Source organism: Amycolatopsis nalaikhensis (assembly GCF_030264295.1).
GTDB lineage: Bacteria > Actinomycetota > Actinomycetes > Mycobacteriales > Pseudonocardiaceae > Amycolatopsis > Amycolatopsis nalaikhensis.
This window is the reverse complement of the sequence record NZ_CP127173.1, coordinates 8,259,390-8,284,766: the sequence shown is the minus strand read 5'-3', so window position 1 is coordinate 8,284,766 and position 25,377 is coordinate 8,259,390. Positions and strand designations below refer to the sequence as shown.

The 25,377-nt window shown below is 71.7% G+C and carries 22 protein-coding genes and 2 pseudogenes; 13 read left to right on the top strand and 11 right to left on the bottom strand.

The window, feature by feature from the left end; translation table 11 throughout:
• Positions 1–22 precede the first annotated feature (22 nt).
• The 3 genes from QP939_RS40395 to QP939_RS40385 are packed head-to-tail and all read right to left on the bottom strand — an operon-like array spanning position 23 to position 2,879.
• On the bottom strand, positions 23–814 hold the full coding sequence (locus tag QP939_RS40395) for a carbon-nitrogen hydrolase family protein (RefSeq protein ID WP_285451832.1): 792 nt from the start codon (positions 812–814) through the stop codon (positions 23–25).
• On the bottom strand, positions 811–2,127 hold the full coding sequence (locus QP939_RS40390) for an MFS transporter (RefSeq protein WP_285451830.1): 1,317 nt from the start codon (positions 2,125–2,127) through the stop codon (positions 811–813). Before QP939_RS40390 ends, QP939_RS40395 begins: the two co-directional genes overlap by 4 nt.
• Positions 2,124–2,879, bottom strand: coding sequence for an HpcH/HpaI aldolase family protein (locus QP939_RS40385; RefSeq protein WP_285451828.1), 756 nt, complete (start codon positions 2,877–2,879; stop codon positions 2,124–2,126). The genes QP939_RS40390 and QP939_RS40385 overlap by 4 nt, the downstream gene beginning before the upstream one ends.
• A gap of 90 nt (positions 2,880–2,969) precedes the next feature.
• On the opposite strand from QP939_RS40385, the gene QP939_RS40380 reads away from it, so the two are divergent.
• From QP939_RS40380 to QP939_RS40360, 5 genes are all read left to right on the top strand, one after another.
• Entirely contained in the window at positions 2,970–3,623 is a 654-nt protein-coding gene (locus tag QP939_RS40380; RefSeq protein WP_285451826.1) for a GntR family transcriptional regulator, read from the top strand.
• Between the two features lie 134 nt (positions 3,624–3,757).
• Positions 3,758–5,080: a M20/M25/M40 family metallo-hydrolase gene (locus tag QP939_RS40375; RefSeq protein ID WP_285451825.1), complete on the top strand. Its 1,323-nt coding sequence runs from the start codon at positions 3,758–3,760 to the stop codon at positions 5,078–5,080.
• Positions 5,080–5,973 carry an alpha/beta fold hydrolase gene (locus QP939_RS40370; protein ID WP_285451824.1) on the top strand — a complete coding sequence of 298 codons (894 nt, stop codon included), beginning with the start codon at positions 5,080–5,082 and terminating at the stop codon, positions 5,971–5,973. The genes QP939_RS40375 and QP939_RS40370 overlap by 1 nt, the downstream gene beginning before the upstream one ends.
• Before the next feature lie 31 nt (positions 5,974–6,004).
• On the top strand, positions 6,005–6,604 hold the full coding sequence (locus QP939_RS40365; RefSeq protein ID WP_285451823.1) for an ArsR/SmtB family transcription factor: 600 nt from the start codon (positions 6,005–6,007) through the stop codon (positions 6,602–6,604).
• Positions 6,594–7,340, top strand: coding sequence for an SRPBCC family protein (locus QP939_RS40360; protein WP_285451822.1), 747 nt, complete (start codon positions 6,594–6,596; stop codon positions 7,338–7,340). The genes QP939_RS40365 and QP939_RS40360 overlap by 11 nt, the downstream gene beginning before the upstream one ends.
• A gap of 9 nt (positions 7,341–7,349) precedes the next feature.
• Here QP939_RS40360 and QP939_RS40355 read toward each other — a convergent pair whose 3' ends face one another.
• From QP939_RS40355 to QP939_RS40345, 3 genes are all read right to left on the bottom strand, one after another.
• On the bottom strand, positions 7,350–7,574 hold the full coding sequence (locus QP939_RS40355; RefSeq protein WP_285451820.1) for a DUF5703 family protein: 225 nt from the start codon (positions 7,572–7,574) through the stop codon (positions 7,350–7,352).
• Positions 7,571–8,578: a YncE family protein gene (locus QP939_RS40350; protein WP_285451819.1), complete on the bottom strand. Its 1,008-nt coding sequence runs from the start codon at positions 8,576–8,578 to the stop codon at positions 7,571–7,573. The genes QP939_RS40355 and QP939_RS40350 overlap by 4 nt, the downstream gene beginning before the upstream one ends.
• A gap of 104 nt (positions 8,579–8,682) precedes the next feature.
• Positions 8,683–9,651: an aldo/keto reductase gene (locus QP939_RS40345; RefSeq protein ID WP_285451818.1), complete on the bottom strand. Its 969-nt coding sequence runs from the start codon at positions 9,649–9,651 to the stop codon at positions 8,683–8,685.
• A gap of 87 nt (positions 9,652–9,738) precedes the next feature.
• Between QP939_RS40345 and QP939_RS40340 the strand changes: the two genes are divergently transcribed.
• The 4 genes from QP939_RS40340 to QP939_RS40325 all read left to right on the top strand — a co-directional run bounded on the left by QP939_RS40340 (position 9,739) and on the right by QP939_RS40325 (position 15,018).
• The gene (locus QP939_RS40340; RefSeq protein ID WP_285451817.1) at positions 9,739–10,776 is read left to right on the top strand and encodes an LLM class F420-dependent oxidoreductase; all 1,038 of its coding nucleotides are present in this window, start codon (positions 9,739–9,741) and stop codon (positions 10,774–10,776) included.
• A gap of 1 nt (position 10,777) precedes the next feature.
• Positions 10,778–11,620, top strand: a complete 843-nt coding sequence (locus QP939_RS40335) for an undecaprenyl-diphosphate phosphatase (protein WP_285451816.1) — start codon at positions 10,778–10,780, stop codon at positions 11,618–11,620.
• Between the two features lie 544 nt (positions 11,621–12,164).
• Positions 12,165–12,872, top strand: coding sequence for a histidine phosphatase family protein (locus QP939_RS40330; RefSeq protein ID WP_285451815.1), 708 nt, complete (start codon positions 12,165–12,167; stop codon positions 12,870–12,872).
• A 91-nt stretch (positions 12,873–12,963) separates the two neighbouring features.
• A complete protein-coding gene (locus tag QP939_RS40325; RefSeq protein WP_285451814.1) occupies positions 12,964–15,018 on the top strand; it encodes a M3 family metallopeptidase in 2,055 nt (684 codons plus the stop codon).
• 97 nt (positions 15,019–15,115) lie between these two features.
• On the opposite strand, the gene QP939_RS40320 is transcribed toward QP939_RS40325, so the two are convergent.
• From QP939_RS40320 to QP939_RS40310, 3 genes and pseudogenes are all read right to left on the bottom strand, one after another.
• Positions 15,116–15,712, bottom strand: coding sequence for a ClpP family protease (locus QP939_RS40320; RefSeq protein WP_285451813.1), 597 nt, complete (start codon positions 15,710–15,712; stop codon positions 15,116–15,118).
• Positions 15,713–15,841: 129 nt separating this feature from the next.
• Positions 15,842–16,821, bottom strand: a pseudogene (locus QP939_RS40315) (malate dehydrogenase).
• Positions 16,822–16,996: 175 nt separating this feature from the next.
• Positions 16,997–17,446, bottom strand: a complete 450-nt coding sequence (locus tag QP939_RS40310) for a MarR family winged helix-turn-helix transcriptional regulator (protein WP_285451812.1) — start codon at positions 17,444–17,446, stop codon at positions 16,997–16,999.
• Positions 17,447–17,540: 94 nt separating this feature from the next.
• Between QP939_RS40310 and QP939_RS40305 the strand changes: the two genes are divergently transcribed.
• The 4 genes from QP939_RS40305 (at position 17,541) to QP939_RS40290 (ending at position 20,045) form a co-directional block, all read left to right on the top strand.
• Positions 17,541–17,945: a nuclear transport factor 2 family protein gene (locus QP939_RS40305; RefSeq protein ID WP_285451810.1), complete on the top strand. Its 405-nt coding sequence runs from the start codon at positions 17,541–17,543 to the stop codon at positions 17,943–17,945.
• Positions 17,942–18,307, top strand: coding sequence for a VOC family protein (locus tag QP939_RS40300; protein ID WP_285451809.1), 366 nt, complete (start codon positions 17,942–17,944; stop codon positions 18,305–18,307). The genes QP939_RS40305 and QP939_RS40300 overlap by 4 nt, the downstream gene beginning before the upstream one ends.
• A gap of 12 nt (positions 18,308–18,319) precedes the next feature.
• Positions 18,320–19,171 (top strand): LLM class F420-dependent oxidoreductase, encoded by an 852-nt coding sequence (locus QP939_RS40295; protein ID WP_285451807.1) that lies wholly within the window; start codon positions 18,320–18,322, stop codon positions 19,169–19,171.
• Between the two features lie 244 nt (positions 19,172–19,415).
• Positions 19,416–20,045, top strand: a complete 630-nt coding sequence (locus tag QP939_RS40290) for a DUF4360 domain-containing protein (RefSeq protein ID WP_285451805.1) — start codon at positions 19,416–19,418, stop codon at positions 20,043–20,045.
• 42 nt (positions 20,046–20,087) lie between these two features.
• On the opposite strand, the pseudogene QP939_RS40285 reads toward QP939_RS40290, so the two are convergent.
• Together QP939_RS40285 and QP939_RS40280 are read right to left on the bottom strand one after the other, a co-directional pair.
• A pseudogene (locus QP939_RS40285) lies at positions 20,088–22,168 on the bottom strand (FUSC family protein).
• Entirely contained in the window at positions 22,165–25,290 is a 3,126-nt protein-coding gene (locus QP939_RS40280) for a GH92 family glycosyl hydrolase (protein WP_285451803.1), read from the bottom strand. The pseudogene QP939_RS40285 and the gene QP939_RS40280 overlap by 4 nt, the downstream one beginning before the upstream one ends.
• Positions 25,291–25,377: the final 87 nt, after the last annotated feature.

The window sequence follows — 25,377 nt, the reverse complement described above, 5'->3', positions numbered from 1 at the left end:
CGAAGCGCAAGATTGCCGGACGCTAGCGCGGCACCACCGTGAACCGCCGCAGCGCCAGCGCCGGGTTCTTCGCCCGCACCTCGGCGATCCGCTCGGCGGACACCTCCCCGACGGCCACCCCCGTCTGCTCGCCCAGCGACGTGACGACGACGCCCATCGGGTCGACGAGCATGCTGGTGCCCGACCCCGTCGGCGCGGCTTGACCCGCCGCGGCGACGTACAGCGTGTTCTCGATGGCGCGGGCGCGGATCAGCGTGCTCCAGTGGTATTCCTTCAGCGGCCCGGGCACCCACTCGGCGGGCAGCAGCACGACGTCGGCGCCCGCGTCGGCGAGCCGCCGCGTGACCTCTGGGAAGCGGAGGTCGTAGCAGGTCTGGAGGCCGAAGCGGATCCCGTCGACCTCGAACGTCTCCGGCTCGGTGATGTCCCCGGCGCGGACGACGTCGGACTCGCGGAACCCGAAGGCGTCGTAGAGGTGGATCTTGCGGTAGAGCGCGGTCACGCCGTCCGGTCCGGCCGCGACGAGTGTGTTGGAGATGCGGGAACCGTCGAGGCGTTCGTTCATGCCGCCGACGATGGTGAGCCCGTGGTCCTTCGCCACCGCGAGCAGGCCCGTCACGAACTCGCCGTCGAGCGGCTCGGCGGAGTCGACGAACCGGTGGTCCATCGCCGGGACCGTGAACATCGCGTACTCGGGCAGCACGACCACGCGCGTGCCGCGGTCGGCCGCGTCGCCCACCAGCTTCGTGATCAGGGCGAGGTTGGCGGCCTTGTCGTCGCCGGGCGCGTACTGCGCCAGTGCCACGTGGGTCATGCGGTTTCCTTCCGGGGAGCGGCGGGCATGCGGTCGAGCTTGCCGAGCACGACCGTGTAGCAGAAGATCCCGGCGAGCAGCACCACGCCGGTGACGAGGAACGCGCCGGCGAACGAGCCGGTCACGTCCACGACGGCGCCGGTCACGATCGGCGCGGCGATGCCGATCATGTTGGCCACGAAGTTGACCAGCCCGCCGAGCGTGCCGGAGCAGCCTTCCGGCGCGATGACCGCGACGATGCTGGACCCGGCGGGCACCGACACGGCGAGCCCGGCCGCGCCGATCGAGAGGAACACCAGCGCCACCGCGACGGACCCGGCGTAGGCGGCACCGGCGACCGACAGCGAAACGAGCATGCTGATGACGAGCACGATCCGCCGCGCCTTCGTCTCGTCGCCGCCGCGGGCGATCAGCCGGTCGAGCACGACCCCGCCGACGAGGAACTGCGCGAGCACCGCGACCAGCCACGGGATCATCGTGTAGAAGCCACCGGCCAGCAGCTTCACGCCGAACTGCTTCTCCAGGTAGCCGGGCAGCCAGGTGAGCAGCACGTAGTAGGCGTAGGTGTAGGACGCGTACCCGAGCGCCAGGCCCCAGGTCTTGCGGCGGCGCAGCAGGTGGCCCAGCCCGGCGAGCGAACTCGGGGTGGGCGCGTCTTCGTCGTCGGCGCCGCCTTCGCGCAGGTAGGCGTACTCCTCGGGCGACAACCGGCCGCGGGCCAAGGCCTGCTTCGGCGTCAGGTAGAGCAGCCACCACACGAGGAGGTAGCCGAGGCTGAGGACGCCGGTGAAGACGAAGGCCGCGTGCCAGCTGAACGCCGTCACGAGGAACGCCATCACCGGGATGCCCAGAACGTTGGAGATCTTGGCGCAGCCGTCGAAGACCGCGGTGGCGCGGCCGCGCTCGGACCGCGGGAACCACTGGCCGATCGCCTTCCAGCCCGCCGGGATCGTCGGCGCTTCCCCGAACCCGAGGACCAGCCGCGAGACCAGGAGCAGGCCCAGCCCGCCCGCGGACGCCGTCAGGAAGGACGCGACCGCCCACAAAGCGGCGGCCGCCCGGTTGACCCAGCGGACGCCGATCCGGTCGATGATCGCGCCGATCGGCAGCTGCAATACCGCGTACGTCCAGAGGAACGCCGAAGCCACGACGCCGAGCTGGGCCGCGCTGAGGTGGAACTCCCGCATCATCTCGGGCCCGGCGATGGAGAGGTTGACGCGGTCGACGTAGTTGACGAACGAGCCGACGCCGAGCACACCGGCGATCGTCCAGCGGGTCTTCGCCCGGGTCTTCGTGCGGACCGCCGTCGTCATCGGGCCTGCTCCGCAAGCGACATCGTCTCCTCGAAGGCCGCGGTGAGCCCGGCGGCGAGCGCGCCGTGCTGCATGGTCAGCGCGAGCTGCCCGGCGCCGTGGGCGAGGGCGAACTCCTTCTCCTCCCGGCTCCACGCGGGCAGCACCCACGGCTTCCCGGCCGCGCGGGCAGCGTCGGCGACGCGCTCGAGGTCGGCGAAGTCCCCGGGCTCGCGGGTGTAGGCACCCCGTTCGCGGCGCAAGGACAGGTCGGACGGGCCGACGAAGACACCGTCCACTGTGTCCAGTGCGAGGATCTCGGCGATGTCCTCCAGCGCGCCGGCGTCCTCGATCATCGGCAGGCAGCGGGTGCCGCGGTCCTGCGCGGCGACCCACTCGTCGCTGAAGCCGCGGTAGCCCGTGGTGCGCCCGCCGGCGAAGCTGCGGTCGCCCAGTGGCGGGAACTTCGCGAACGCCGTGACGGCCTTCGCGTGCGCCGCGTTCTCGACGTGCGGGATGACGACCGCGTCGGCGCCGAAGTCGAGCGCCTGCTGGATCGGGCCGCGTTCCGGGCCGAGGACCTTGGCGAGCACCTCCAGGCCGAGCGCGCGCAGGAACGGGATGAACCGCTCGAGGTCGGCGAGGCCGAACGCGCCGTGCTCGATGTCGAGGACGGCGGCGCCGTAGCCGATCCCGCGGGCGATCTCGGCCGCGGCGAACGAGGGATCGGAGAGCCAGACGGCGTAGCGCCGGTCGGCGGGGACGGGGGACATCGGAACCTCCTCGGTGTTGTGTGCACCGTGTATACACGATGGATATCCGACGGTCCAGGCGCTAAGCTGACGGCCGACGAGGGGAGAGGCATGACGACCAGCGCACCGGCCGGGCCGGCGCGGGACCGCGTGTACGCCTGGCTGCGCGACGGGATCATCACCGGCGAGCTCGAAGGCGGCCGGTTCCTGGACGAGCAGTGGGTCTCGGGCGTGGTCGGGGTGTCCCGGACGCCGGTCCGCGAGGCGTTCCACCGTCTGGAGGCCGAGCGCTTCATCAGCCTGCTGCCGCGCAAGGGCGCGCAGGTCCGCACGGTCACCGCGCGCGAGCTGGAGGAGGTCTACCAGAGCCGTCGGCTGATCGAGGGGCACGCGATCAGCGAGGTGTGCGCCGCTCGGGCAGGCGCGCCCGCGGAGATGGCCGGCCTGATCGAGGAGATGGACCGCGCCGGGAAGGCCCGCGACTGGTTCGCCGTGTCGGGCCTGGACCGCTCCTTCCACCGCGCGATCGTGAACGCGGCGGGGAACTCGGTGCTGACGGAGCTGTACGACACGCTGCGGTCGCGCCAGCAGCGCGTCGCCGTGCGGGCACTGGAGGCCCGGCCCGAGCGATTGCCGGTGATCGACGCCGAGCACCGCGCGCTGGTGGCCGCGTTGGACGCGCACGACGCCGAAGAGGCGCTGCGGATCCTCAACCAGCACCTGCGCCCGGTGTCCGAAGTGGTCTCGGCCCTCGACCGCGGCTGAAGGGGACGTTCATCGCATGTGACGCGCTGAAGGGGACGTTCATCGCATCTGATGCACTGAAAGTCCCCTTCAGCCCGCGCCGGGGCGGGTCCCACGCGCGGCGGTACCGGGCGGGCGAATGATAGGAATGGCCGGTGACCGAACCGAACCTGATCGAAGCCGCCGCGGCCGAGGCCGTCACGCTGACCAGCGAACTCCTCCGCATCGACACGACCAACACCGGCGACCCCGACACGCTGGTCGGCGAGCGGGCGGCGGCCGAGTACGTCGCGGAGAAGCTCACCGACGCCGGCTACGAGATCACCTACGTCGAGTCGGGCGGGAAGAACCGGCACAACGTGATCGTCCGGCTCGAAGGCGCCGACCGGAGCCGGGGCGGGCTGCTGATCCACGGCCACCTCGACGTCGTGCCCGCCGATCCGTCGGAGTGGTCGGTGCACCCGTTCTCCGGCGCGGTCCAGGACGACTACGTGTGGGGCCGCGGCGCGGTCGACATGAAGGACATGTGCGGGATGGCGCTCGCGCTGGCCCGGCACTACAAGATGAACGACATCGTGCCGCCGCGCGACCTCGTCTTCGCCTTCCTCGCCGACGAAGAGGCCGGTGGCAAGTTCGGCGCGCAGTGGCTGGTCGAGAACCGGCCGGAGCTGTTCGAAGGCGTCACCGAAGCGATCAGTGAGGTCGGCGGCTTCTCCATCACGCTCAAGGACGACGTCCGCGCGTACCTCATCGAGACCGCCGAAAAGGGCATCCGCTGGATGAAGCTGCGCGTGCGCGGCACCGCGGGCCACGGCTCGATGATCCACCGCGACAACGCCGTCACCAAGCTGTCCGAGGCCGTCGCGAAGCTCGGCAACCACCGCTTCCCGCTGGTGCTCACCGACTCGGTGAAGGAGTTCCTCGCCGGCGTCACCGAGATCACCGGCTGGGACTTCCCCGAAGACGACCTCGAGGGCTCGGTCGCCAAGCTGGGCAACATCTCCCGGATGATCGGCGCGACCCTGCGCGACACGGCCAACCCGACCATGCTCACCGCCGGGTACAAGTCGAACGTCATCCCGTCGGTGGCCGAGGCCGCGGTCGACTGCCGCATCCTGCCGGGCCGCCTGGAGGCCTTCGACCGCGAGCTCGACGAGATTCTCGGCCCGGACATCGAGAAGGAGTGGATGGAGCTCCCGCCGGTCGAGACGACGTTCGACGGCGCGCTCGTCGACGCGATGACCGCCGCCGTGCTCGCCGAGGACCCGGGCGCGAAGACGTTGCCGTACATGCTTTCCGGCGGCACGGACGCGAAGTCGTTCCAGCAGCTCGGCATCCGCAACTTCGGTTTCGCGCCGCTGAAGCTGCCCGCGGACCTCGACTTCTCGGCGCTGTTCCACGGCGTCGACGAGCGGGTCCCGGTCGAGGCCCTGAAGTTCGGCACCCGCGTGCTGGACCGGTTCCTGCGCACGAGCTGATGACCGCGTTCGCGCTCGCCGACGGCACGCCCCTGCAGGTGGTCCGCAGGGGCGACCCGGCCGCGCCGGTGACGGTGGTGTTCGTCCACGGCTACGCGCTCGACCAGCGCAGCTGGGGCCGGATCGCGCCGCTGGTGCCGGACGCGGCCGAGGGCCCGGTGGCCGTGCTGACCTACGACCAGCGCGGCCACGGCGGGTCCGGGCGGGCGCGCCGCGGCACCGCGACGATGGCGCAGCTCGGCGACGACCTCGCCGAGCTGCTGGCGGGCGAGGTGCCGGACGGGCGGATCGTGCTGGTCGGGCACGACATGGGCGGGCTCGCGATCATGTCGCTCTCGCAGCGGCACCCGGATCTGTTCGCCGCGCGGGTTTCGGGACTGGTGCTGCTGGCGACGTCGTCGGGCACGCTCGCGGCCGAGGCGTCGGCGGCCTGGCCGAACGCGCTGGGGAAGCTGGCCCGGGACCTCGAAGCGGTGCTCGGCTCGAAGGTGTTCGGGGTCGTGCGCGAGCACACCAGCCGGGCGGTCAGCGCGGGCCTGCGGTGGTGGCTCTTCGGCGACGACCCCGACCCGGACCTGGTCGAGCTGACCGTGAAGATGATCCGCGGCAACTGGCCGCACACCGTCTCGCTGTTCCGCCCGGCCCTGGACGCCTACGCGCGGGACGCGGCGCTGGCGCAGGTCGGCGGCTTGCCGGTGACGGCGATCGTGGGGGAGCGGGACCGGATCGTCCGCGCGTCCGACGTCGAGCAGTGGGTCGGTGGGCTCGGCAACGGGACCGCCGTGGTGCTTCCCGGTGTCGGGCACGTCGTACCGCTGGAAGCGGCGGCGCAGGTGCTGCCCCGCGTCGTCGCCCTGGTGAACGCGAGCTACCGACAAGACCACGGTTCTTGACAAGTTCTTTGTTCGGCTGGATGCTGGGCGCATGTACTCCGTGGCGGTGATCGAAGACCCGGCCGCGGCCGAGGTGTCGCTGGACCCGATCCGCGCTCGCCTCCTGGCCGAGCTGGCGGAACCGGCGTCGGCGACGATGCTGGCCGCGCGGGTCGACCTCCCGCGCCAGAAGGTCAACTACCACCTGCGGGCGCTGGAGGCGCACGGCCTGGTGGAGCTGGTCGAGGAACGGCGCAAGGGCAACGTGACCGAGCGGATGATGCGGGCGACGGCGTCGTCCTACGTCATCTCGCCGACGGCGCTGGCCGCGGTGCAGCCGGACCCGGCCCAGTCGCCGGACCGGCTCTCGGCCCGCTGGCTGCTCGCCGTCGCCGGACGGCTGGTGCGCGACGTCGGCCTGCTGATCACCGGGGCCGCGAAGGCCGAGCGGCGGGTGGCGACGTTCGCCCTCGACGGCGAGGTGCGGTTCGCCTCGGCCGCCGACCGTGCCGCGTTCGCCGAAGAGCTCGCCGCCGCCGTCACCGCGCTGGTCGGGAAGTACCACGACGAAACGGCCGAGAAGGGTCGCAAGCACCGCGTGGTCGTCGCCGTCCACCCGAGCGTTCCGGAGGAGGCCACCCGTGGGGCGTGAGTTCGAGCAGGCCGACACCGCGGAGGTCGCCGCGACGCCGGAGGAGATCTGGGACGCGATCGCGACCGGGCCGGGTATCGACTCGTGGTACATGGGCCGCAACGAGGTCGAGGGCGGTGCCGGCGGCGTGGTCCGCGGCGCGTTCGGTGGGTACCAGCCGGAGTACCGGATCCGGGAGTGGGACCCGCTGGAGAAGCTCGTCTACGGCAGCGACCCGGAGCCGGACGGCCGGCGGATCGCGTTCGAGTTCCTCATCGAGGGCCGTGACGGCGGCAGCTCCGTGATCCGCTGCGTGACGAGCGGCTTCCTGCCCGGCGACGACTGGGAAGACGAGTTCGAGGCGATGACCGCGGGCAGCGCGATGTTCTTCCGCACCCTGGTCGAGTACGTGTCGCACTTCGCCGGGCGGACGGCGGTGCCGGTGACGGTGTTCGGGCCGCCGGTGGCGGATTGGGACGTTGCCTGGTCCCGGCTGGGGGAGGCGCTGGGCTTGCCCGCACGGCCCGCCGAGGGCGACCGGGTGCGGATCTCCCTCGACGGCCGGGCCCCGGTCGAGGGCGTCGTGTACGCGGTGAACGAGCAGACCGCGGGCGTGCGGACGCCGGACGCGATGTACCGGTTCCTGCAGGGCTTCCATGGGCCGATGGTCGCCGCGCACCACGTCTTCACGCCCGGCGCGCGGGCCGACGTCGAGGAGAAGGCCTGGGGCGACTGGCTGAACCGCGTGTTCGGCTGACCGCGTCGGCTAGGTCGGGAGCGCGCCGGGCAGGCTTTCCGAGGTCTTCTTGCGGCGCAGCCAGACCCGCCGCGTCCCGTCGGCGTAGAGCCGCACGGTCCGCAGTTCCCAGCCCGCGAACTCCGCGTGGATGGAGAGCTGGATCGCCGCCGCACGCCGGGACACGCCCGGGGGGAGGTGCAGGCGGCGATACTCCCAATCCCCTTCGACCACCGCCTCGCTGACCGTCGTCATGGCTGGATCACCTGGGTCCCTTCTCCGGCGGCCGAGCCGACGATCACCCGGCCGCTCTTCTCGTCCACCCCCACCGAGTCCGGCTGGCGCACGGTGGGGAACCGGTACTTCTCGACGGGCTCGCCGCCGCGGACGTCGAACCCGACCACTTCGTTGCGCCCGGTGAGCGTGACCCAGGCGAGGCTGCGCTGCGCGTCGTAGGCGATCCCGTACGCGCCGCCCGGCACCGGGAAGCGCTGCCGCAGGATCAACGGCCAGGCCGAGAACGCGAGCAGCGCGCCCGCGCGCGCGTCGGTCACCAGCACCCGGCCGTAGGAGTCCGCCACCGCGTTCGCGGCCCCGTCACCCGCGCGCAGGCCCTCGCCGACCGTGCCGCCGGCGACGTCCACGGAGAACACCGCCGTCCGCAGCCGGTCCAGCACCACGACGCCCTTGCCGGTGTCGACCAGGTCGTCGGCGCTGTAGAGCTGCCCGCCGATCGTCCGCGCCGGACCCGCCGCGGGCAGCACCTGGATGTCCTTCGCCGCCCCCATCGCGACCAGGCGGTCGGTACCGAAGGCGATGCTCGACGCGGGCTGCCCGCCGGTCTTCGTCTCGGTCAGCTTCCGGTCCGCCAACGACAGCTGCTGCACGACCCCGGCACCCGGCTCGGCGATCTCCACCCGCCCCGGCGCGACGGTCAGCTTCTCGGCTTTGCTGTATAACGGCATATTCACCGGGGCTGACGCGAGCGCGGTCAAGTCGTAGAGCCGCAAAGACGGCGGTTGAGCGAGGGCGACGACGAGGGTCCCCTCGGCGACGGCCACCGCCGACACGGCTCCGGTGGCCAGCACCTGACCGGCGGGCTTCACGGTCACGGCGGGGGAGGCCGCCGGTTTCGCCGCCACGGGGTTCGCGACGATCTGCAGCTCGTCGCTGTCGGACTTGACCGACGAGCAGCCCGAGAGCACCAGGACACCGGCGAGCGGGATCGCGATCCACGACACGGCGGCGAACCGACGCACGTTGCGGCCTCCAGGTGTCCCTCGACGGGCGGTCCTCACCAGCATCCTCCACGATCGTCTTGCCGTCACGCGCATGTCACCCAACAGACACCTGACGCGGCCACCTAGTGCGGCCAGCGTTCCGGGTAGCCGACGTCGATGGCGCTGACGTCGTCGAGGGCGGAGCGGATCGCGGGCGGGAGGGTGATCTCCTCCGCGGTCAGCGACCCGGTGAGCTGGCCGGTGTCGCGGGCGCCGACGACCGGGGCGACGACGCCGGGCCGGTCGCGGACCCACGCCAGCGCGACGGCCAGCGGGGACGTGCCGAGCCCGTCGGCGGCGGTCGCGACCGCCTGCACGATCCGGGCGGCGCGGTCGGTGCGGTGGTGTTCGACGTAACCGGCGTACGCGCTGTTCGCGCCGCGCGAGTCGGCGGGCGTGCCGGTGCGGTACTTGCCGGTCAGCACGCCGCGGCCGAGCGGGGCCCAGGGCAGCAGGCCGATGCCGTGGTGCTCGGCGGCCGGGACGACTTCGCGGTCCACCCCGCGTTCCAGCAGCGAGTACTCGACCTGGGTGGAGATGATCGGCGCGACCGCCGAAGCGCCGGCGGCGGCCGTGGCCAGCTGCCAGCCCGCGTAGTTCGAGACGCCGACGTAACGGACCTTTCCGCTGGTCACGGCGTGCTCGAGGGCGGCGAGGGTCTCGGCGAGCGGCACGCACGTGTCCCAGGCGTGCAGCTGCCAGAGGTCGATGTGGTCGGTGCCGAGCCGCTTGAGCGAGCCGTCGAGCGCGGTGAGCAGCGCGCCGCGGGAGGCGCCGCCGCCGAACGGGCCGTCGTCGCGGCGGGCGACCGCCTTCGTGGCGAGGACGATGTCGTCGCGGGGCACGAGGTCGCCGAGCAGCGAGCCGAGCACCCGCTCGCTCTCGCCCTCGCCGTAGATGTCGGCCGTGTCGACGAGGGTGCCGCCGGCGTCGACGAAGGCGACCAGCTGGCTGGCCGCTTCCTCCGCGTCGGTGTCGCCACCCCAGGTCATGGTGCCGAGCGCCATCCGCGAGACGCGCAGTCCCGAGCGGCCGAGCAGTCGCTTTTCCACGACCGCCGAGCCTAGTGGGCGGGCCCCGGCGAACCTGACCAAGGTGAGTCGTGTCGCGCCCAAGGGCCCCCGTTAGGGTCTGGCCCCGTGCGACTCGGACTCAACCTCGGCTACTGGGGTGCGGGGAACGACCCCGCGAACCTGGCACTGGCGAAACAGGCGGACGAACTCGGCTACGCGGTCGTGTGGGCGGCGGAGGCCTACGGCTCGGACGCCGTCACGGTGCTCACGTGGATCGCCGCGCAGACGTCGCGGATCGACGTCGGTGCCGCCGTGCTGCAGATCCCGGCCCGGACCCCGGCGATGACCGCGATGACGGCCGCGACCCTGGACACGCTGTCGGGCGGGCGGTTCCGGCTCGGCCTGGGCGTGTCCGGCCCGCAGGTGTCCGAGGGCTGGCACGGCGTGCGGTTCACGTCGCCGCTGGGCCGCACTCGCGAGTACGTCGAGATCGTGCGGACGGCGTTGCGGCGGGAACGGCTGAAGTTCGAGGGTGAGCACTTCACGTTGCCGCTGCCGGACGGCCCCGGCAAGGCGCTGCGGCTGACCGTCCGGCCCGCGCGCAAGCACCTCCCGGTGTACCTGGCCGCGATCGGCCCGAAGAACCTGGAGCTGACCGGGGAGATCGCCGACGGCTGGCTGCCGGTGTTCTTCTCACCCGCGCACGCGGGGGAGCAGCTGGCGCACATCCGCGCCGGTGCCGAGCGGGCGGACCGGTCGCTGGACGGGTTCGACGTCGTCCCGACGGTGCCTCTCGTCGTCGGTGACGACTGGAAGGCCTGCGCGGACGCCGTCCGCGGTTACGCGGCGCTCTACCTCGGCGGCATGGGCAGCCGGGAGAAGAACTTCTACAACCAGCTGGCCTGCCGGATGGGCTTCGAGGCCGAGGCCGCCGAAGTGCAGGAGAAGTACCTGGCGGGCGACCGCGCGGGCGCGATGGCCGCGGTGCCGCCGGCGTTCCTCGACGCGACGTCGCTGCTGGGACCGACGGAACGGATCGCGGAGAAGATGACCGAATTCGCCGAGGCCGGCGTGACGACGCTGTCGGTGTCGCCGTTCAGCCCCGACCCGGCGGCCGCGCTGCGGACCGCCGCCGACGCGATCGAAAAGGCGGGGGTGGCCTGACGTGGGCTGGTTCGAAGCACTGGTCCTCGGCCTCGTCCAGGGGCTGACGGAATTCCTGCCGATCTCCTCGAGCGCGCACCTGCGGATCGTCGCGGCGCTGGCCGGCTGGGACGACCCGGGCGCGGCGTTCACCGCGGTCACCCAGATCGGCACCGAGCTCGCGGTGATCCTCTACTTCGGCAAGAAGATCGGCCGGATCCTGCAGGCCTGGTTCTTTTCGCTGTCCAAGCCGGAGTGGCGCCGCGACCCGGACGCCCGCCTCGGCTGGCTGATCATCGTCGGCTCCCTGCCGATCGTGGTGCTCGGGCTGCTGCTGCAGGACGAGATCGACAGCGCGTTCCGCGACCTGCGGATCACCGCGACGGTGCTCATCGTGTTCGGCCTGATCCTGCTGCTCGCCGACCGGATCGGGAAGCAGGAGCGCACGCTCGACGACCTGACGGTGCCGCACGGGCTCGGCTTCGGGTTCGCGCAGGCCCTGGCCCTGATCCCGGGGGTGTCCCGCTCGGGCGGCACGACGAGCGCGGGCCTGCTGCTGGGCTACACCCGCGCCGAGGCGGCCGAGTACTCGTTCCTGCTGGCGCTGCCGGCGGTGTTCGGCTCGGGGGTGTACAAGCTCAAGGACATCGGCTCGGGCGGCGTCCCCGCCCAGTGGGGCCCGACGATCCTGGCGACGCTGGTCGCGTTCGGCGTCGGGTACCTGGTGATCGCGTGGCTGATGGCCTACATCAAGAAGCGCAGTTTTGTGCCGTTCGTGGTGTACCGGCTGGTCCTGGGCGTGCTGCTGTTCGTGCTGATCTTCACGGGTGCGCTGGACCCGAACGCGGGCCCGGTCAGCTCCTGATCGGGCGTCGCGAATGACTCATTCGGGACGTGGGTGGTCCCCAATGAGTCATTCACGACGTGCCGGGAGACGCGCCCACGGGTGCCCGGCGCCGGAGTGGGCGGCCGGTGATGGCGCGGCCTCCGGGTCCGAGTCGGCCGCCCGCGCCGGTCGCGCGGTAAGGGGCGGACCTTGGGCCGGGTGCCCGCGGCCCGCGCAGGCGGCCGGTGAGCGGCTGCCCCGCGCTGCGACGCCCTCGGGCCGAGGCTGGGGCTCCGCAGGCGGCCGATGGCCCTGCGGCCCCGGGCGGCTACGCCCTGGGGCCGGGGTTGGGGCTCCGCAGGCGGCGGATGACCGTGCGGTCCCGGGGCCGAGTCGGCCGCTCGCGCCCGGCCCGCGGCGATACCGCGCCACCCGAGCGGCTCGGCGCCCCCGACCCAACGCGAGCCCGCCGCCCCTGCCGCCGCCTGTCGTGAGTGTTGAGGGCGGTTAGAACCGCCCTCAACACTCACGACGGCTGTGGTGGGGACGGGCCCGGTGATCGTGTCCACGTAGGGTGGGGCCCGTGAGTACGGTCATTCTGGTCCGGCACGGCAAGTCGACGGCCAACGGCTCCGGCGTCCTCGCCGGGCGGTCCCCGAAGGTGCACCTCGACGACACCGGGCGCGCCCAGGCGGAGAAGCTCGTCGAACGCCTCGACGGCGTGCCGCTCTCGGGGCTCGTCGTGTCGCCGATGCTGCGGTGCAAGCAGACCGTCGCGCCGCTGGCCGCCGCGCGGGGGCTGGAGAAGGTCGTCGAGCCCGGGGTGTCCGAAGTGGACTACGGGGACTGGACCGGCAGGGAGCTCAAGCACCTCGCGAAGGAGCCGCTGTGGCGGGTCGTGCAGGCGCACGCCTCCGCGGCCGTGTTCCCCGGTGGGGAGGGGCTGGCGCAGATGCAGGCGCGGTCGGTGGCCGCCGTCCGCGCGCACGACCGGCGGATCGCCGCCGAGCACGGTGACCACGCCGTCTGGCTCCTGTGCAGCCACGGCGACGTGATCAAGTCCATCCTCGCCGACGCGCTCGGCCAGCACCTCGACGCGTTCCAGCGCATCGTCGTCGACCCGGCGTCGATCTCGGTGGTGCGCTACACCGAGACGCGGCCGTTCGTCATGCGGGTCAACGACCACGGCGGCGACCTGCGTGGTGTCGTGCCGCCGGAACCCAAGCCGAAACGGGGCAAAAAGGCCGCTCCGAGCAGCGACGCCGTCGTGGGCGGTACCACCGGGCCGTGAGGTTGGCCACCTCCGGAAAGCGCTGACATCCGCGCCGGGGGACCCCGTAGGGTGGCGGGACCGAGTGTTTCACCCCGAGGAGCCCGCACCGATGATTTCGCCGGACAACCCGTTCGCCGCGCCCAGCGAGTTGCCGTACGCCCTGCCGCCCTTCGACCGGATCGCCGATGAGCACTACCGGCCGGCGTTCGAGGCCGGACTGGCCGAGCACGCGGCGGAGATCGAGCAGATCGCGGCGCAGGACGCCGAGCCGACGTTCGACAACACCATCGTGGCGCTCGAGCGCGCCGGTGAGCTGCTGGGCCGCGTCGCGAGCGTCTTCTACAACCTCTCCGGCTCCAACAGCACCGACGAGATCCAAGCCATCCAGGCCGAGTTCGCGCCGAAGCTGGCCGCCCACCACGACGCGATCCACCTGAACCCGAAGCTGTTCGCCCGCATCGACGCCCTGCACGTGCGGCGCCACGAGCTCGGCCTCGACGAGGAGTCGCTGCGGCTGCTGGAGCGGCGGCACACCGACTTCAGCCGGGCCGGTGCCGGGCTGGGCGAGGCCGAGCAGGCCCGCCTGCGCGAGCTGAACGGCGAGCTGTCCACGCTGCAGACCCGCTTCCAGCAGAACCTGCTCAAGGACACCAACGACCTCGCGGTCGTGATCGCCGACCGCGCCGAGCTCGACGGTTTCGGCGACGGCGCGATCGCCACGGCGGCCGAGGCGGCGTCCGCGCGCGGCGAGGACGGCAAGTACGTGCTCACCCTGACCCTGCCGACCAGCCAGGCGTCGCCGCTGGAGACGTTGCGCGACCGCGACGTCCGCGCGCGCATCCACACCGCGTCGATGGCGCGGGGCAACCGCGGCAACGAGTTCGACAACAACGCCGTCGTCGCCGAGATCGTGCGCCTGCGCGCCGAACGGGCCGCGCTGCTCGGCTACCCGAACCACGCGGCGTACGTGATCGCGGACGAGACGGCGAAGACCGCCGAAGCCGCGCGCGGCCTGCTGGAGCGGCTGGCGCCGGCGGCGGTCGCGAACGCCCGCACCGAGGGCGCGGAGCTGCAGAAGCTGCTCGAAGCCGACGTGCCGGGCGCGACGCTGCGGCCGTCGGACTGGGCGTACTACGCGGCGCAGGTCCGCCGGGAGCGCTTCGACGTCGACACCGAGGCGCTGCGCCCGTACTTCGAGGCCGACCGCGTCTACCTCGACGGCGTCTTCTTCGCCGCCACCAAGCTCTACGGCCTGACCATCACCGAGCGCCACGACCTCCCGGTCTACCACCCGGAGGTCCGGACGTTCGAGGTCTTCGACGCCGACGGCACCCCGCTCGGGCTGTACCTGCTCGACCTCTACACCCGCGACTCCAAGCGCGGCGGCGCGTGGATGAACACGTTCGTCGACCAGTCGGAGCTGCTCGGCCGCAAGACGGTCGTGGTGAACGTCCTCAACGTTTCCAAGCCGCCGGCGGGGGAGCCGACCCTGCTGACCTTCGACGAGGTCGTCACGGCGTTCCACGAGTTCGGCCACGCCCTCCACGCGCTGCTCTCGTCGGTGCGCTACCCGACGTTCTCCGGCACCAACGTGCCGCGCGACTTCGTCGAATACCCGTCGCAGGTCAACGAGATGTGGATGCTGTGGCCCGAGGTGCTGGCCAACTACGCCAAGCACCACGAGACGGGCGAGGCGCTGCCGCAGGAGCAGGTCGAGAAGCTGCTCGCGGCCCAGCAGTACGGCGAAGGGTTCTCCACGACGGAGTACCTGGCGGCGTCCCTGCTCGACCAGGCCTGGCACGGCCTCGGCGTCGACGACCGGGTGGAGGACGTCCAGCGGTTCGAGACGGAGGCCCTGGTGAAGGCCGGTGTCGCGGTCGAGGCGATCCCGCCGCGCTACCGCACGACGTACTTCGCCCACATCTTCAGCGGTGGCTACAGCGCCGGGTACTACTCGTACATCTGGAGCGAGGTCCTGGACGCCGACACGGTCCAGTGGTTCCGGGAGAGCGGGGGACTGACCCGCGAGAACGGCGACCACTTCCGCCGCACGCTCCTGGGCCGGGGTGGCAGCACGGACCCGATGGACGCGTTCCGGGCCTTCCGCGGCCGCGACCCCGAGATCGAGCCGCTGCTGAACCGGCGCGGGCTCACCGGAGTCTGATTCTCTGAGTGTATAACGACCTATACTGCGGGGCCAGTTTCGAAAAACTGGCCCCGCAGTCGTTCTCTGCTACCAAAAGAAGCGGAGAACAGAGAGGTCAGGCCGTCGCCGCTTGGGCGCCCGTGACGATGTGGTCGACGAAGCCGTAGGTGAGGGCTTCGTCGGCGTCGAACCAGCGGTCGCGGTCGGCGTCGGCGGTGATGCGCTCGACCGGCTGGCCGGTCTGGCGGGCGGTGATCTCGGCGATGCGGCGCTTCATCTTGCCGAAGACCTCGGCCTGGATGGCGATGTCGGTGGCGGCGCCGCTGATCCCGGCGCTGGGCTGGTGCATGACGATCCGCGTGTTGGGCAGCAGGTAGCGCTTCCCTGGGGTGCCGGAGGAGAGCAGGAACTGGCCCATGGAGGCGACGAAGCCGAGGCCGTAGGTGGCGACGTCGGGTTTGACGAGCTGCATCGTGTCGTAGATGGCCATGCCCGCGGTGACGGAGCCGCCGGGTGAGTTGATGTAGAAGGTGATGTCGCGGTCGGGGTCGTCGGCGGCGAGCAGGAGGAGCTGGGCGACGATCCGGTTGGCGACCTCGTCGTTGACTTCGGTGCCGAGGAAGACGATGCGGTCGCGCAGGAGCTGGTGGTAGACCGAGTCGTCGGGGGACTGGGTGGGTGCCTGCATGTCGGGTACGGCGAGAAGGGTCATGATCCCGACGCTAGGGCCGGGACGTCGGGGCGGGGACGCGGTTTCGCTGTGAGCGTGCCGTGTTCGCCGGACGCGAAAGGGGCCGCCGTCCGGTGTGGACGGCGGCCCCTTCACAAAATCGCGTGGGTCTCAGATCAGGCCGAGCTTCTGGACCGTGTCGCGCTCTTCGACGACTCGGCGACGGAGGCGTCGATGCGGGCACGGGAGAAGTCGTCGATCTCGAGGCCCTGGACGATCTCGTACTTGCCGTTCTTGGCGGTGACCGGGAAGGACGAGATGAGGCCCTCGGGGACGCCGTAGGAGCCGTCGGAGACGACCGCGGCGGAGGTCCAGTCACCGGCCGGGGTGCCGTTGACCCAGGTGTAGACGTGGTCGATGGCGGCGGAGGCGGCCGAGGCGGCGGAGGAGAGGCCGCGGGCTTCGATGATGGCGGCGCCGCGCTTGGCGACGGTCGGGATGAAGTCGCTCTCGAGCCAGGCCTGGTCGACCTCGACGCCCTTGCCGCCGACCTCGGCGTGCTGGACCGAGGGGTACTGGGTGGCGGAGTGGTTGCCCCAGATGGCGAGCTTCTTGATCTCGGTGACCGGGACGCCGAGCTTCTTGGAGAGCTGGGCGAGGGCGCGGTTGTGGTCGAGGCGGGTCATCGCGGTGAAGCGGTCGGCGGGAACGTCGGGGGCGTGCGAGCGGGCGATGAGGGCGTTGGTGTTGGCGGGGTTGCCGACGACGAGGACCTTGACGTCGTCGGCGGCGCCGGCGTTGATGGCCTCACCCTGCGGCTTGAAGATGCCGCCGTTGGCCTCGAGGAGGTCGCCGCGCTCCATGCCCTTGCTGCGGGGGCGGGCGCCGACCAGGAGGGCGACGTTGGTGCCTTCGAAGGCCTGCTTGGGGTCGTCGAAGATGTCGGTGCCCGCGAGGAGCGGGAACGCGCCGTCTTCGAGCTCCATCGCGGTGCCCTCGGCCGCCTTGACCGCCTGCGGGATCTCGAGGAGCCGCAGCTTCACCGGGACGTCCTGGCCAAGGAGCTGACCGGACGCGATGCGGAAGAGCAGCGCGTAGCCGATCTGCCCGGCGGCGCCGGTGACGGTCACGTTGACAGGGGCTTGGGTCATTGCGGTACTCCAGCTTGAGACGACTTTGGCTAGTGAGTGGAGCCTATCCCTCCCGGGCGTCGCTGTTCGGGTGCGTCCAGTCACTCTCGCTGAATCGATCAGGCCGGGCGCGCCGTGGTTGGGCGGTGGCGCGGAGGCGGGCGGGCGCTGCCGGACCGAGGCGCGTGCGGCGACCTCAGCTCGGCTGCTCGGCGCCGTCCTCGGTGACGTTCGCCGCCATGCGGTGGAGGAAGTCGGCGAGCTGGGCGATCTCCGTGTCGGTGAAGCCTTTTCGCATGCGTTCGTCGTGGGCGATGGCCGCGGAGGCGAGGCGGAGGAACAGTTCGTCGCCCTGGGGGGTGAGGGTGACCAGGTGGACGCGGCGGTTGGCGGGGTCGCGGCGGCGGGTGACGAGGCCGGCGGTTTCCATGCCGTTGAGGTGGTGGGTGAGGGTCGCGCCTTGGATGCCGACGGCGTCGGCGAGTTCGCGCTGGTTGGCCACGGGCCGCGTCTTGAGGGAGATGAGGATCTGCCAGACGGGCTGGGAGCCGCCGGCGGCGGCGAGGGCTTGGTCGAACGCGCGGCCCGCGGTTTTGGCGGTGCGGGCGAGGACGACGCCGATGGGGGCGGTGACGGGTGCTGGCACGGGTGCACCGTACCGCAGATGCCGAGAGGTCTAAGCGTTTGACATCGAACGGTTAGACATCTAACGTTGAGGGCATCGACGGAAGGGGAACCCGATGAGCACCGAAGAGCAGGTCCGCGAGTTCGGCCGGGTCTGGGCCGCGGCCGAGGAACGCGGGGACACCGAGACCCTGGCCGGGCTGGCCGCCGACGGCTTCCGGCTGGTCGGACCGCTGGGCTTCGTGCTGGACCGCGACCAGTGGCTCGCCCGCTACAGCGGCGGCGACCTGGTCACCGAGAAGCTGGACTGGTCCGATGTGGACGTCACCGACTTCGGCGGCACGGCCGTCGCGATCGGCGTGCACGAACAGGTCGCGCGGCACCGGGGGAACCCGGTGAACGGCCGGTTCCGCGGCACGCACGTGCTGGTCCGCGACGAGGACCGCTGGCGGCTGGCGAGCATCCACCTCAGCCCGATCGGTGGCCCGCCGCCGTTCGCGACGGCCGGGGAGCAGCGATGAGCGTCGAACTGAACCACACGATCGTGTGTGCCACCGACCGGGAGAAGTCGGCGGAGTTCCTGGCCGGGATCCTCGGCCTGGCGGTCGGCCCGGTCACCGGGCCGTTCCGGCCGATCCAGCTGGCCAACGGCGTGACGCTCGACTACCTGCGAGTCGAGCGGGTGACGAGCCAGCACTACGCGTTCCTGGTCGGCGAGACCGACTTCGACGCGGCGTTGGCGCGCATCCAGGCGGCCGGGATCACGTACTGGGCGGACCCGTTCCACCAGCGGGCCGGGGAGGTCAACGACCTCGACGGCGGCCGCGGCGTCTACTTCGAAGACCCCGACGGCCACAACCTGGAACTGCTCACGCGGGCGTAGGGAGGACTGGTCATGCGGTTGAGCATCGGGGTCACGGACTTCTCGTGGCCGGACAAGCTGACCGACGAGCTCACCACGGTCGCGGTGGCGGCCGAGGACGCCGGGCTGGACACCCTGTGGGTGGCCGACCACCTGCTGCAGGCCGACCCGAACAGCACGCCGGACTCGGCGATGCTCGAGGCCTACACGACGCTCGGGTTCCTCGCCGGGCGCACGAGCCGGATCGGGCTGGGCACCATGGTTTCGGCCGTGACGTTCCGCCCGCCGGCGCTGCTGGTCAAGGCGGTCACGACGCTGGACGTCCTCTCCGGCGGGCGGGCGCGGTTCGGGATCGGTACCGGGCACCACGACGGCGAGGCGCGGGCGATGGGCCTGCCGTTCCCGCCCGTCGGTGAGCGGTTCGAGCGGATGGAGGAGACCATCCGGCTCGCGCTGCGGATGTGGGCGGGCGACACCTCGGCGTTCGAAGGCAACCACTACCGGCTGGAGCGGCCGGTCGGGAACCCGCTGCCGGTGCGGCGGCCGCGGGTGCTGATCGGCGGGGCCGGGGAGCGGAAGACGCTGCGGCTGGTCGCCCGGTACGCCGACGCCTGCAACGTGTTCGACATCCCGGACGGCGGCAAGACGGTGCGGCACAAGCTGGACGTCCTGGCGCGCCACTGCGCCGAGGTGGGGCGGCCGTACGGGGAGATCGAGAAGACGATCAGCACGCGGCTGTCGCCGGGGGAGACCGCGGAGTCGTTCGCGCGGCGGTGCGCGGAGTTCGTCGCGTGGGGGATCGACCACGCGGTGGTGATCACGGCCGGGCCGTGGCCGGTGAGCGGGATCGAGACGCTGGGGCGGGTCACGGCCGAACTGGACTGACCGGAAAACGCGGGGGTGGCGGTGCCGGTGAACGGGGGGACCGGCGGCGCGAAATCGTTTTCCGTCCGCATTCTTCGCGCGGGTGCGGAATGGCGGGTTTCGGAATTTGTCGGAACGTGAGCAATGTCGCGCGGTGGGACGGTTACGCCGCGTTGCTCCGTTCAGCGGGGTTTGCTTCCATGATCCTTTCGCTACCATGGTCCGGCCCCCGTTACCCAATGTGAATGTATTGGGAAGGATTCCGATGCTGTCTGCGGTCGTTGCTGCCGTAATGGCGCTGTCCTCTGTGGTCGCCCCGCATTCGTGGAACACTCCTCCGCCGCCCGACAAAATCGTCATCGACGTCGTGAACGCGATCGGCTCGGGTTGTCCGCCGAACACGTCGGCGGTGGCCGTTTCGCAGGACAACACCGCGTTCACCGTGACCTACAGCGCCTACACGGCGTTGGTCGGGATCGGGGCCGGGCCGCTGGACGCGCGGAAGAACTGCCAGATCGGGCTGCGGGTGCACGTGCCGCAGGGCTTCACTTACGGAATCGCGCAGGCCGACTACCGCGGTTTCGCGCACCTGGAACGCGGTGCGACCGGCCTGGAAAGAGCGAACTACTATTTCCAGGGCAATTCTCCGACGGCGTACGTGCAGCATCCGCTGACCGGTCCGTTCGAGGACGACTGGCATTTCACGGATTCGACGGAGGTCGGCGCGATCGTGTTCAAGCCGTGTGGTGAGGAACGCAATCTGAACATCAACACGGAATTGCGGGCCGCGGTCGGGACGTCGGATCCGAAGAAGACCACGAGCTACGTCACGATGGACTCGACCGACGGCAGCATCACCACGGTGTACCACTTCGCGTGGCTGGCCTGCCCGTGACCGGAGCACCCTGAGCACCGGGGCGGCGCACCGCCCCGGTGCTCACTTCGCCGCCGCGCGCGGGTCGGTGGCCTGGACGCCGAAGACGCGGCCGAGGGCGACGAGGGCTTCGTCGAGGTGGCTGAGGCTGGAGAGGACGGCGCGGGTCTCGGCCTGCTCGACGCGGTCGGAGACCGGGGTGCCGTCGTCGCGCACGAGCGTGCCGGGTGTGGGGCCACCCGGCGCTTCGAGCGCCTTGCGGAGGACGTCGATGTTGGCCAGCAGCCGTCCGGTGAACAGGCCGAGCCGCTCGGTGTCGGCGCCGGCGAGCTGGCCGGGCTGGGCGCGGGCGGCGACGTGGCGGGCGCGGAAGGCGATGGTTTCGAGCGTGGTGAGCACGTGCCAGCCGTAGTCGCGGCGGGCGCTGCGGAGGTTGACCGGGTGGGTCAGCGGTTCGATGGTGGTGCGGACCTGCTCGACCGCGCGGTCGAGGTCGCGGGACAGCTCGATGATGTTGACGTTCTCTTCCCCGGCCAGCAGCCCGCGGGTGTGCTCGATGAACTCTTCGAGCTCGTCGAGGACTGCGGTGATGTCGTCGAGCATGACCGAGCGGGTGCGGACCGGGACGATGACGACGGCGGCGAGGATGCCCGCGGCGGCGCCGACGGCGGTCTCGGCGACGCGGATCCAGAGCACTTCAAGGCTGAACGTGCCGAGCAGGCTGTAGAGCAGGCCGAGCATGCTGGTGATGAAGAAGGCCATCACCACCTGGGAGACGCGGGCGGTGTAGACCATGCCGAAGACGCAGACCAGGATCAGCGCGAGGGTGGCCGGGGTGGAGCCGGTGACCATGAAGGCGAGCACGACGCCGCCGACGATGCCGATCAGGGTGCCGCCGAGGCGGCGGACGCCCTTGACGAAGGTGGCGCCGGCGCTGGAGGCGCCGATGAACACGACGAACACCGTGAGCACGGCCCAGTACCAGCGCTGGTGGGAGACGAGCTCGCCGCCGAGCACGGCCAGCCCGCCGCCGACGACGGCCTGGATGGCGCTGCGGGTGCGGTTGTCGTAGGCGAACTTCGGGGTCGGCTCGTCGTCTTCTTCCTCGAGCGGTTCCGGCGCGGCTTCCGGGGTCGCGGCGCGTTGCGCGCGGTCGTCGGCCAGCGCCAGTTCGGCGAGGGCTTTGCGGACGCCGTCGCCGGGAGCGGCGTGTTCGTCGATGCGGCTGCCTTCGACGAGCATGCGGCTGTACTCGCCGGTCTGGCTGATCAGCGGCAGCTCGCGCGGGTCGCGTTCCATCAGGGCGCGGAAGCGGGCCAGCCGCGCGATGAGGTCGTCGCGGACTTCGGGGACGGCTCGTCGGAGCAGGTGCGCTGGACGGTGATGGCCAGCCACTGCACGGCGAGCTCGACCTCGATGGCGCGGCGGCGGAGGCGGTCGGCGGCGCGGGCGTCGACGACGTCGGGAGCGGCGTCCTCGATGAGCAGGACGCATTCGTGGAGCCGGTTGATCGAGCTGCGCAGCTGCTTGCGGGTGCGTTCGCTGCCGTTGACGGCGAGGTAGGCCTCGGTGGCGCGGACGACGGCGCCGAGGCGGGCGCGGAACGCGCGGCGCACCCTCAGGAACTCCGCCTCGGCGTTGTGCCGCAGCAGGACGAAGCGGACGAGGGCGTTGGCCAGGACCCCGACGGCGAGCGCGAGCAGCAGCTGCGGGACCTGCTTGAGGTGGGCCTGCAGGAACATCGGGAAGAAGAACAGGAAGAAGCCGATCGAGCCGAGCGCGGTGCCGCGCGCGCCGAAGCGCTGGGCGTAGACGGCGACGAAGATCAGCAGCACGAACACGACGCTGTCCAGCGGCGGCAGCGCGGAGCCGAGGCTGGCGACGGTGATCGACGCGGCTCCGGTGAGGAACGCCAGGCCGAGGGTGACGGCCTGGGCGCCGGGGGTCGGGTCGTTCACGGTGAACGCGGTCATCATCGCGGCGATGGCGCCGACGAGCATGACGGTCAGCGGCAGGTGGGCGGGCAGCAGCGCGGCGACGGCGAGGACGATGCCGAGGACCGCGGACCCGGCCAGCCGCAGCCGGACCAGGCCGGGGTCGGCCGCCGCGAGCCGGTCGAGGGCGGCGGTGCGGAAGTGGTTCATCGGGCCAGCAGCTCCCACTGGGCGAGGGTCGTGCGGCGGCCGCGGGTTTCGGTGACCCGCAGCCGGTAGCGGCCGTGCGCGGCCGGGGTGGCGAGGGCGAAGGGACGGGTCTGGCGGCGCCAGCGGAACAGCTCGCCGGTGCGTTCGTCGAGGGTGGTCCACTCGGTGCCGTCGTCGGAGCCTTCGAGGACCCACGCGCTCGGGTCGCCGCGGCCGTCGCCGGAGGTGAGGGTGTACAGCGTGACTTCGCGGGGTTCGCCGGTGACGGTGAACTCGACCTCCGGGGTGCCGCTGCGGAAGGTGACCTGGGTCCGGGTGGTGTCGTCGAACAAGGCGGTGACGTTCGTGCCGTCGGCACTGGTCGCCGTCCCGGCGAGGTCGGCGACCGGCGACGGCTCTTCGGCGGGCGGCGGCGGGGCGCCCCAGGTCGTGGGTTCGGTGGTGAGGTCGAAGACCAGCTCGGCACCGCCCGCGAGGGTGGCGTGCGCGATCGACGTCGCCTCGTGCGGCTGCCCGTCGACGGTGAGGCCGCGGACGTAGACGGTCTCCTCGGTGTTTCCGGGCGCGCGGACGACCAGCGTCTTGCCCCCGCCCAGGTGCACGGTCGCCTTCTCGAACAGCGGTGACCCGATCGCGTAGCGCGGGCTGCCCACAGCCAGCGGGTAGAAGCCCAGCGCGCTGAAGACGTACCACGCGGACATCTCGCCGTTGTCCTCGTCGCCGGGGTAGCCCTGGCCGATTTCGCTGCCGAGGTAGAGCCGCCGCAGCACCTCCCGCACGACGCGCTGGGCCTTCGCGGGTGCCCCGGCCAGGTTGTAGACGTACGGGATGTGGTGCGAGGGCTGGTTGGAGTGGCCGTACTGGCCCATGCGGACGTCGCGGGCTTCGGTCATCTCGTGGATCAACCCGCCGTACGCGCCGGGCTTGCGGCCGGTTTCCGGCGTGGCGAAGAACGTGTCGAGCTTGGCTTCGAGGCCCGCGTTGCCGCCGTGGAGGGCGGCGAGGCCGGGGCCGTCGTGGGGTGCGGTGAAGGCGGTGTTCCAGGCGTTGGTCTCGACGAAGTCGCCGCCCCACGCGGCGGGGTCGTAGCCCTCGGGCGCGAAGCGGCGGCTGCCGTCGCGGTTGCGGCCCTGGAAGAACCCGATCTTCGGGTCGAAGTGGTGGACGTAGTGCTTCGCGCGCTCGCGGAAGTAGGCCGCGTAGTCGGCGTACATCCGTGCCCGCGGCCCGGCACTTTCACGTGAAAGTGCCTCCGAGAGGTTGGCGAGGCCGAAGTCGTTGATGCAGCCCTCCAGCGCCCAGGACAGTCCTTCGTGGACGGACGTCGGGGTGTAGCCGAGGAAGATCGACTCCGCCAGGCCCTTGCGGCCGACCGAGCGGTGCGGCGAGGTGACCGTGGCGTTCTTCAGCGCCGCGTCGTAGGCCGCCTCGACGTCGAAGTCGCGGACGCCCTTGAGGTAGGCGTCGGCGAACGCGACGTCGGAGCTGGTGCCCGTCATCAGGTCGGCGTAACCGGGGGAGGACCACCGGGAGATCCAGCCGCCTTCGCGGTACTGCTGGACGAACCCGTCGATCATCCGGCCGCAGTGTTCGGGGGTGAGCAGCGCGTACGCGGGCCAGGTGGTGCGGTAGGTGTCCCAGAAGCCGTTGTTGACGTACAGCTCGCCGTCGACGACCTTCGCGCCGGTGCGCTTGCGGGTGCTCGGCCACCACCGCCGCCGGACCGGGCTGGCGTGCCGGACCCCCTTCGGCGTGTTCTCGTGCGCCACGTTCGGGTACAGGAACAGCCGGTAGAGGTTCGAGTAGAGCGTCGTGCGCTGGTCCTCTGTGGCGCCTTCGACTTCGACGCGGCCGAGCTGCTCGGCCCACAGCTCCCGCGCCCGTGTGCGGACCTGCTCGAACGTCGTCCCGGCCGGGATCTCCAGCTCCAGGTTCCGCTTGGCCTGGGCGAGGCTGATCAGCGACGTCGCGATCCGCAGCGTCACGTCCGGGCCGTCGAACTCGAAGTACCCCGCCACCCGCCGCCACGGCTTGCGCCGGATCTTGCCGCCGGTGGTCGCCGGGGCGTCGGTCACGGCGTGGACGAACATCCGCCGCGCCCCGGCCGACAGCCGGCTGCGGACCCAGGTGTACCCGGTGACGACGCCGGTGTCGGGGTTCAGGCGCAGCCCGCCGCGGTTGCCGACGTTGTCGAACAGCAGCCACCCGTGCTTGTCCGGGAAGGTGCAGCGCAGGATCGCCGCGTGCGACGTCGGCGCGAGATCGGCGGTGACGCCGTTGGCGAACCGGACGCCGTAGTGGTGCGGCGAGTCCGTCTCGTCGGCGTGGGAGAACGGCAGCGCGCGCTTGCGGCGGTCCGGCTCGACCGGGCCGGTGCCGGGCAGGATGTGGAAGGTGTGCCGGTCGCCCATCCACGGGCTCGGCTGGTGCGACAACGCCAGCGCCTGCAGCGCCGGTCGGTTCTCCGCGTCGTTGTGCCGGTGGTAGGAGTAGATCCAGTTCGTCACCCCGGCGTCGGTGACCGGGGTCCAGAAGTTGAACCCGTGCGGCACCGCCGTGGCCGGGAAGTTGTTGCCCCGGGAATACTCGCTGCTGGAGTGCGAGCCGCGGGTCGTGCGGACGCAGTCGACCGGGTCCCGCGGCGGCTCGGCGCGGTCGCCGACGCGGACGTCGTCGAGCCAACCGGTGACGTCCCCCTCCGGCACGGCGGTGCGCAGCACCAGCCGCCGCACCCGGCGCCCGGCGAACGCCCCGAGCGGGCGGCGCACCGGGTTCCACTGGTCCACCCACAGCGTCTTGTCGTCCACCGGCGCGAACCCGGCGGAGGTGCCGTCGGCGAACTCGACGTCCACGCTGACCCGGGTGGCGAGGTAGGCGGGGATCTCGCCGTCGGCGGCCGGGAAGACCACATAGGACAGCTCGGTGCGCTCGGTCACCGGCAGGTCCAGCTCGAACAGGACGGCCTCGGGCCGCGCGGTGTAGCGCAGCGCCCGCAGGCCGGTGAAGCCGACACCGGTCTTGGCCGTGGGGGAGCGGTCCGGTCCGCTGTCGACGCGCAGCGCGGGGTCCGCGGGCTGCGGGTCGCCGGATTCGAAGGAGGAGAAGAACACGGCGTCGGGCATGCGCTACACCGTATCGGCCGAACGGCGTAGCGGGCCGGACCGGCGCGGGACCGCGATGTGCTGAAGGGGACTTTAATCGCATCCGAT

Excerpts from the sequence above, each read along its gene's own strand:
- QP939_RS40385 (WP_285451828.1), bottom strand. The coding sequence starts at position 2,879 with ATGTCCCCCGTCCCCGCCGACCGGCGCTACGCCGTCTGGCTCTCCGAT.
- QP939_RS40295 (WP_285451807.1), top strand. The coding sequence starts at position 18,320 with ATGCGGTTGAGCATCGGGGTCACGGACTTCTCGTGGCCGGACAAGCTG.
- QP939_RS40365 (WP_285451823.1), top strand. The coding sequence starts at position 6,005 with ATGTACTCCGTGGCGGTGATCGAAGACCCGGCCGCGGCCGAGGTGTCG.
- QP939_RS40300 (WP_285451809.1), top strand. The coding sequence starts at position 17,942 with ATGAGCGTCGAACTGAACCACACGATCGTGTGTGCCACCGACCGGGAG.
- QP939_RS40290 (WP_285451805.1), top strand. The coding sequence starts at position 19,416 with ATGCTGTCTGCGGTCGTTGCTGCCGTAATGGCGCTGTCCTCTGTGGTC.
- QP939_RS40280 (WP_285451803.1), bottom strand. The coding sequence starts at position 25,290 with ATGCCCGACGCCGTGTTCTTCTCCTCCTTCGAATCCGGCGACCCGCAG.
- QP939_RS40380 (WP_285451826.1), top strand. The coding sequence starts at position 2,970 with ATGACGACCAGCGCACCGGCCGGGCCGGCGCGGGACCGCGTGTACGCC.
- QP939_RS40390 (WP_285451830.1), bottom strand. The coding sequence starts at position 2,127 with ATGACGACGGCGGTCCGCACGAAGACCCGGGCGAAGACCCGCTGGACG.
- QP939_RS40320 (WP_285451813.1), bottom strand. The coding sequence starts at position 15,712 with ATGACCCTTCTCGCCGTACCCGACATGCAGGCACCCACCCAGTCCCCC.
- QP939_RS40395 (WP_285451832.1), bottom strand. The coding sequence starts at position 814 with ATGACCCACGTGGCACTGGCGCAGTACGCGCCCGGCGACGACAAGGCC.
- QP939_RS40325 (WP_285451814.1), top strand. The coding sequence starts at position 12,964 with ATGATTTCGCCGGACAACCCGTTCGCCGCGCCCAGCGAGTTGCCGTAC.
- QP939_RS40305 (WP_285451810.1), top strand. The coding sequence starts at position 17,541 with ATGAGCACCGAAGAGCAGGTCCGCGAGTTCGGCCGGGTCTGGGCCGCG.
- QP939_RS40355 (WP_285451820.1), bottom strand. The coding sequence starts at position 7,574 with ATGACGACGGTCAGCGAGGCGGTGGTCGAAGGGGATTGGGAGTATCGC.
- QP939_RS40370 (WP_285451824.1), top strand. The coding sequence starts at position 5,080 with ATGACCGCGTTCGCGCTCGCCGACGGCACGCCCCTGCAGGTGGTCCGC.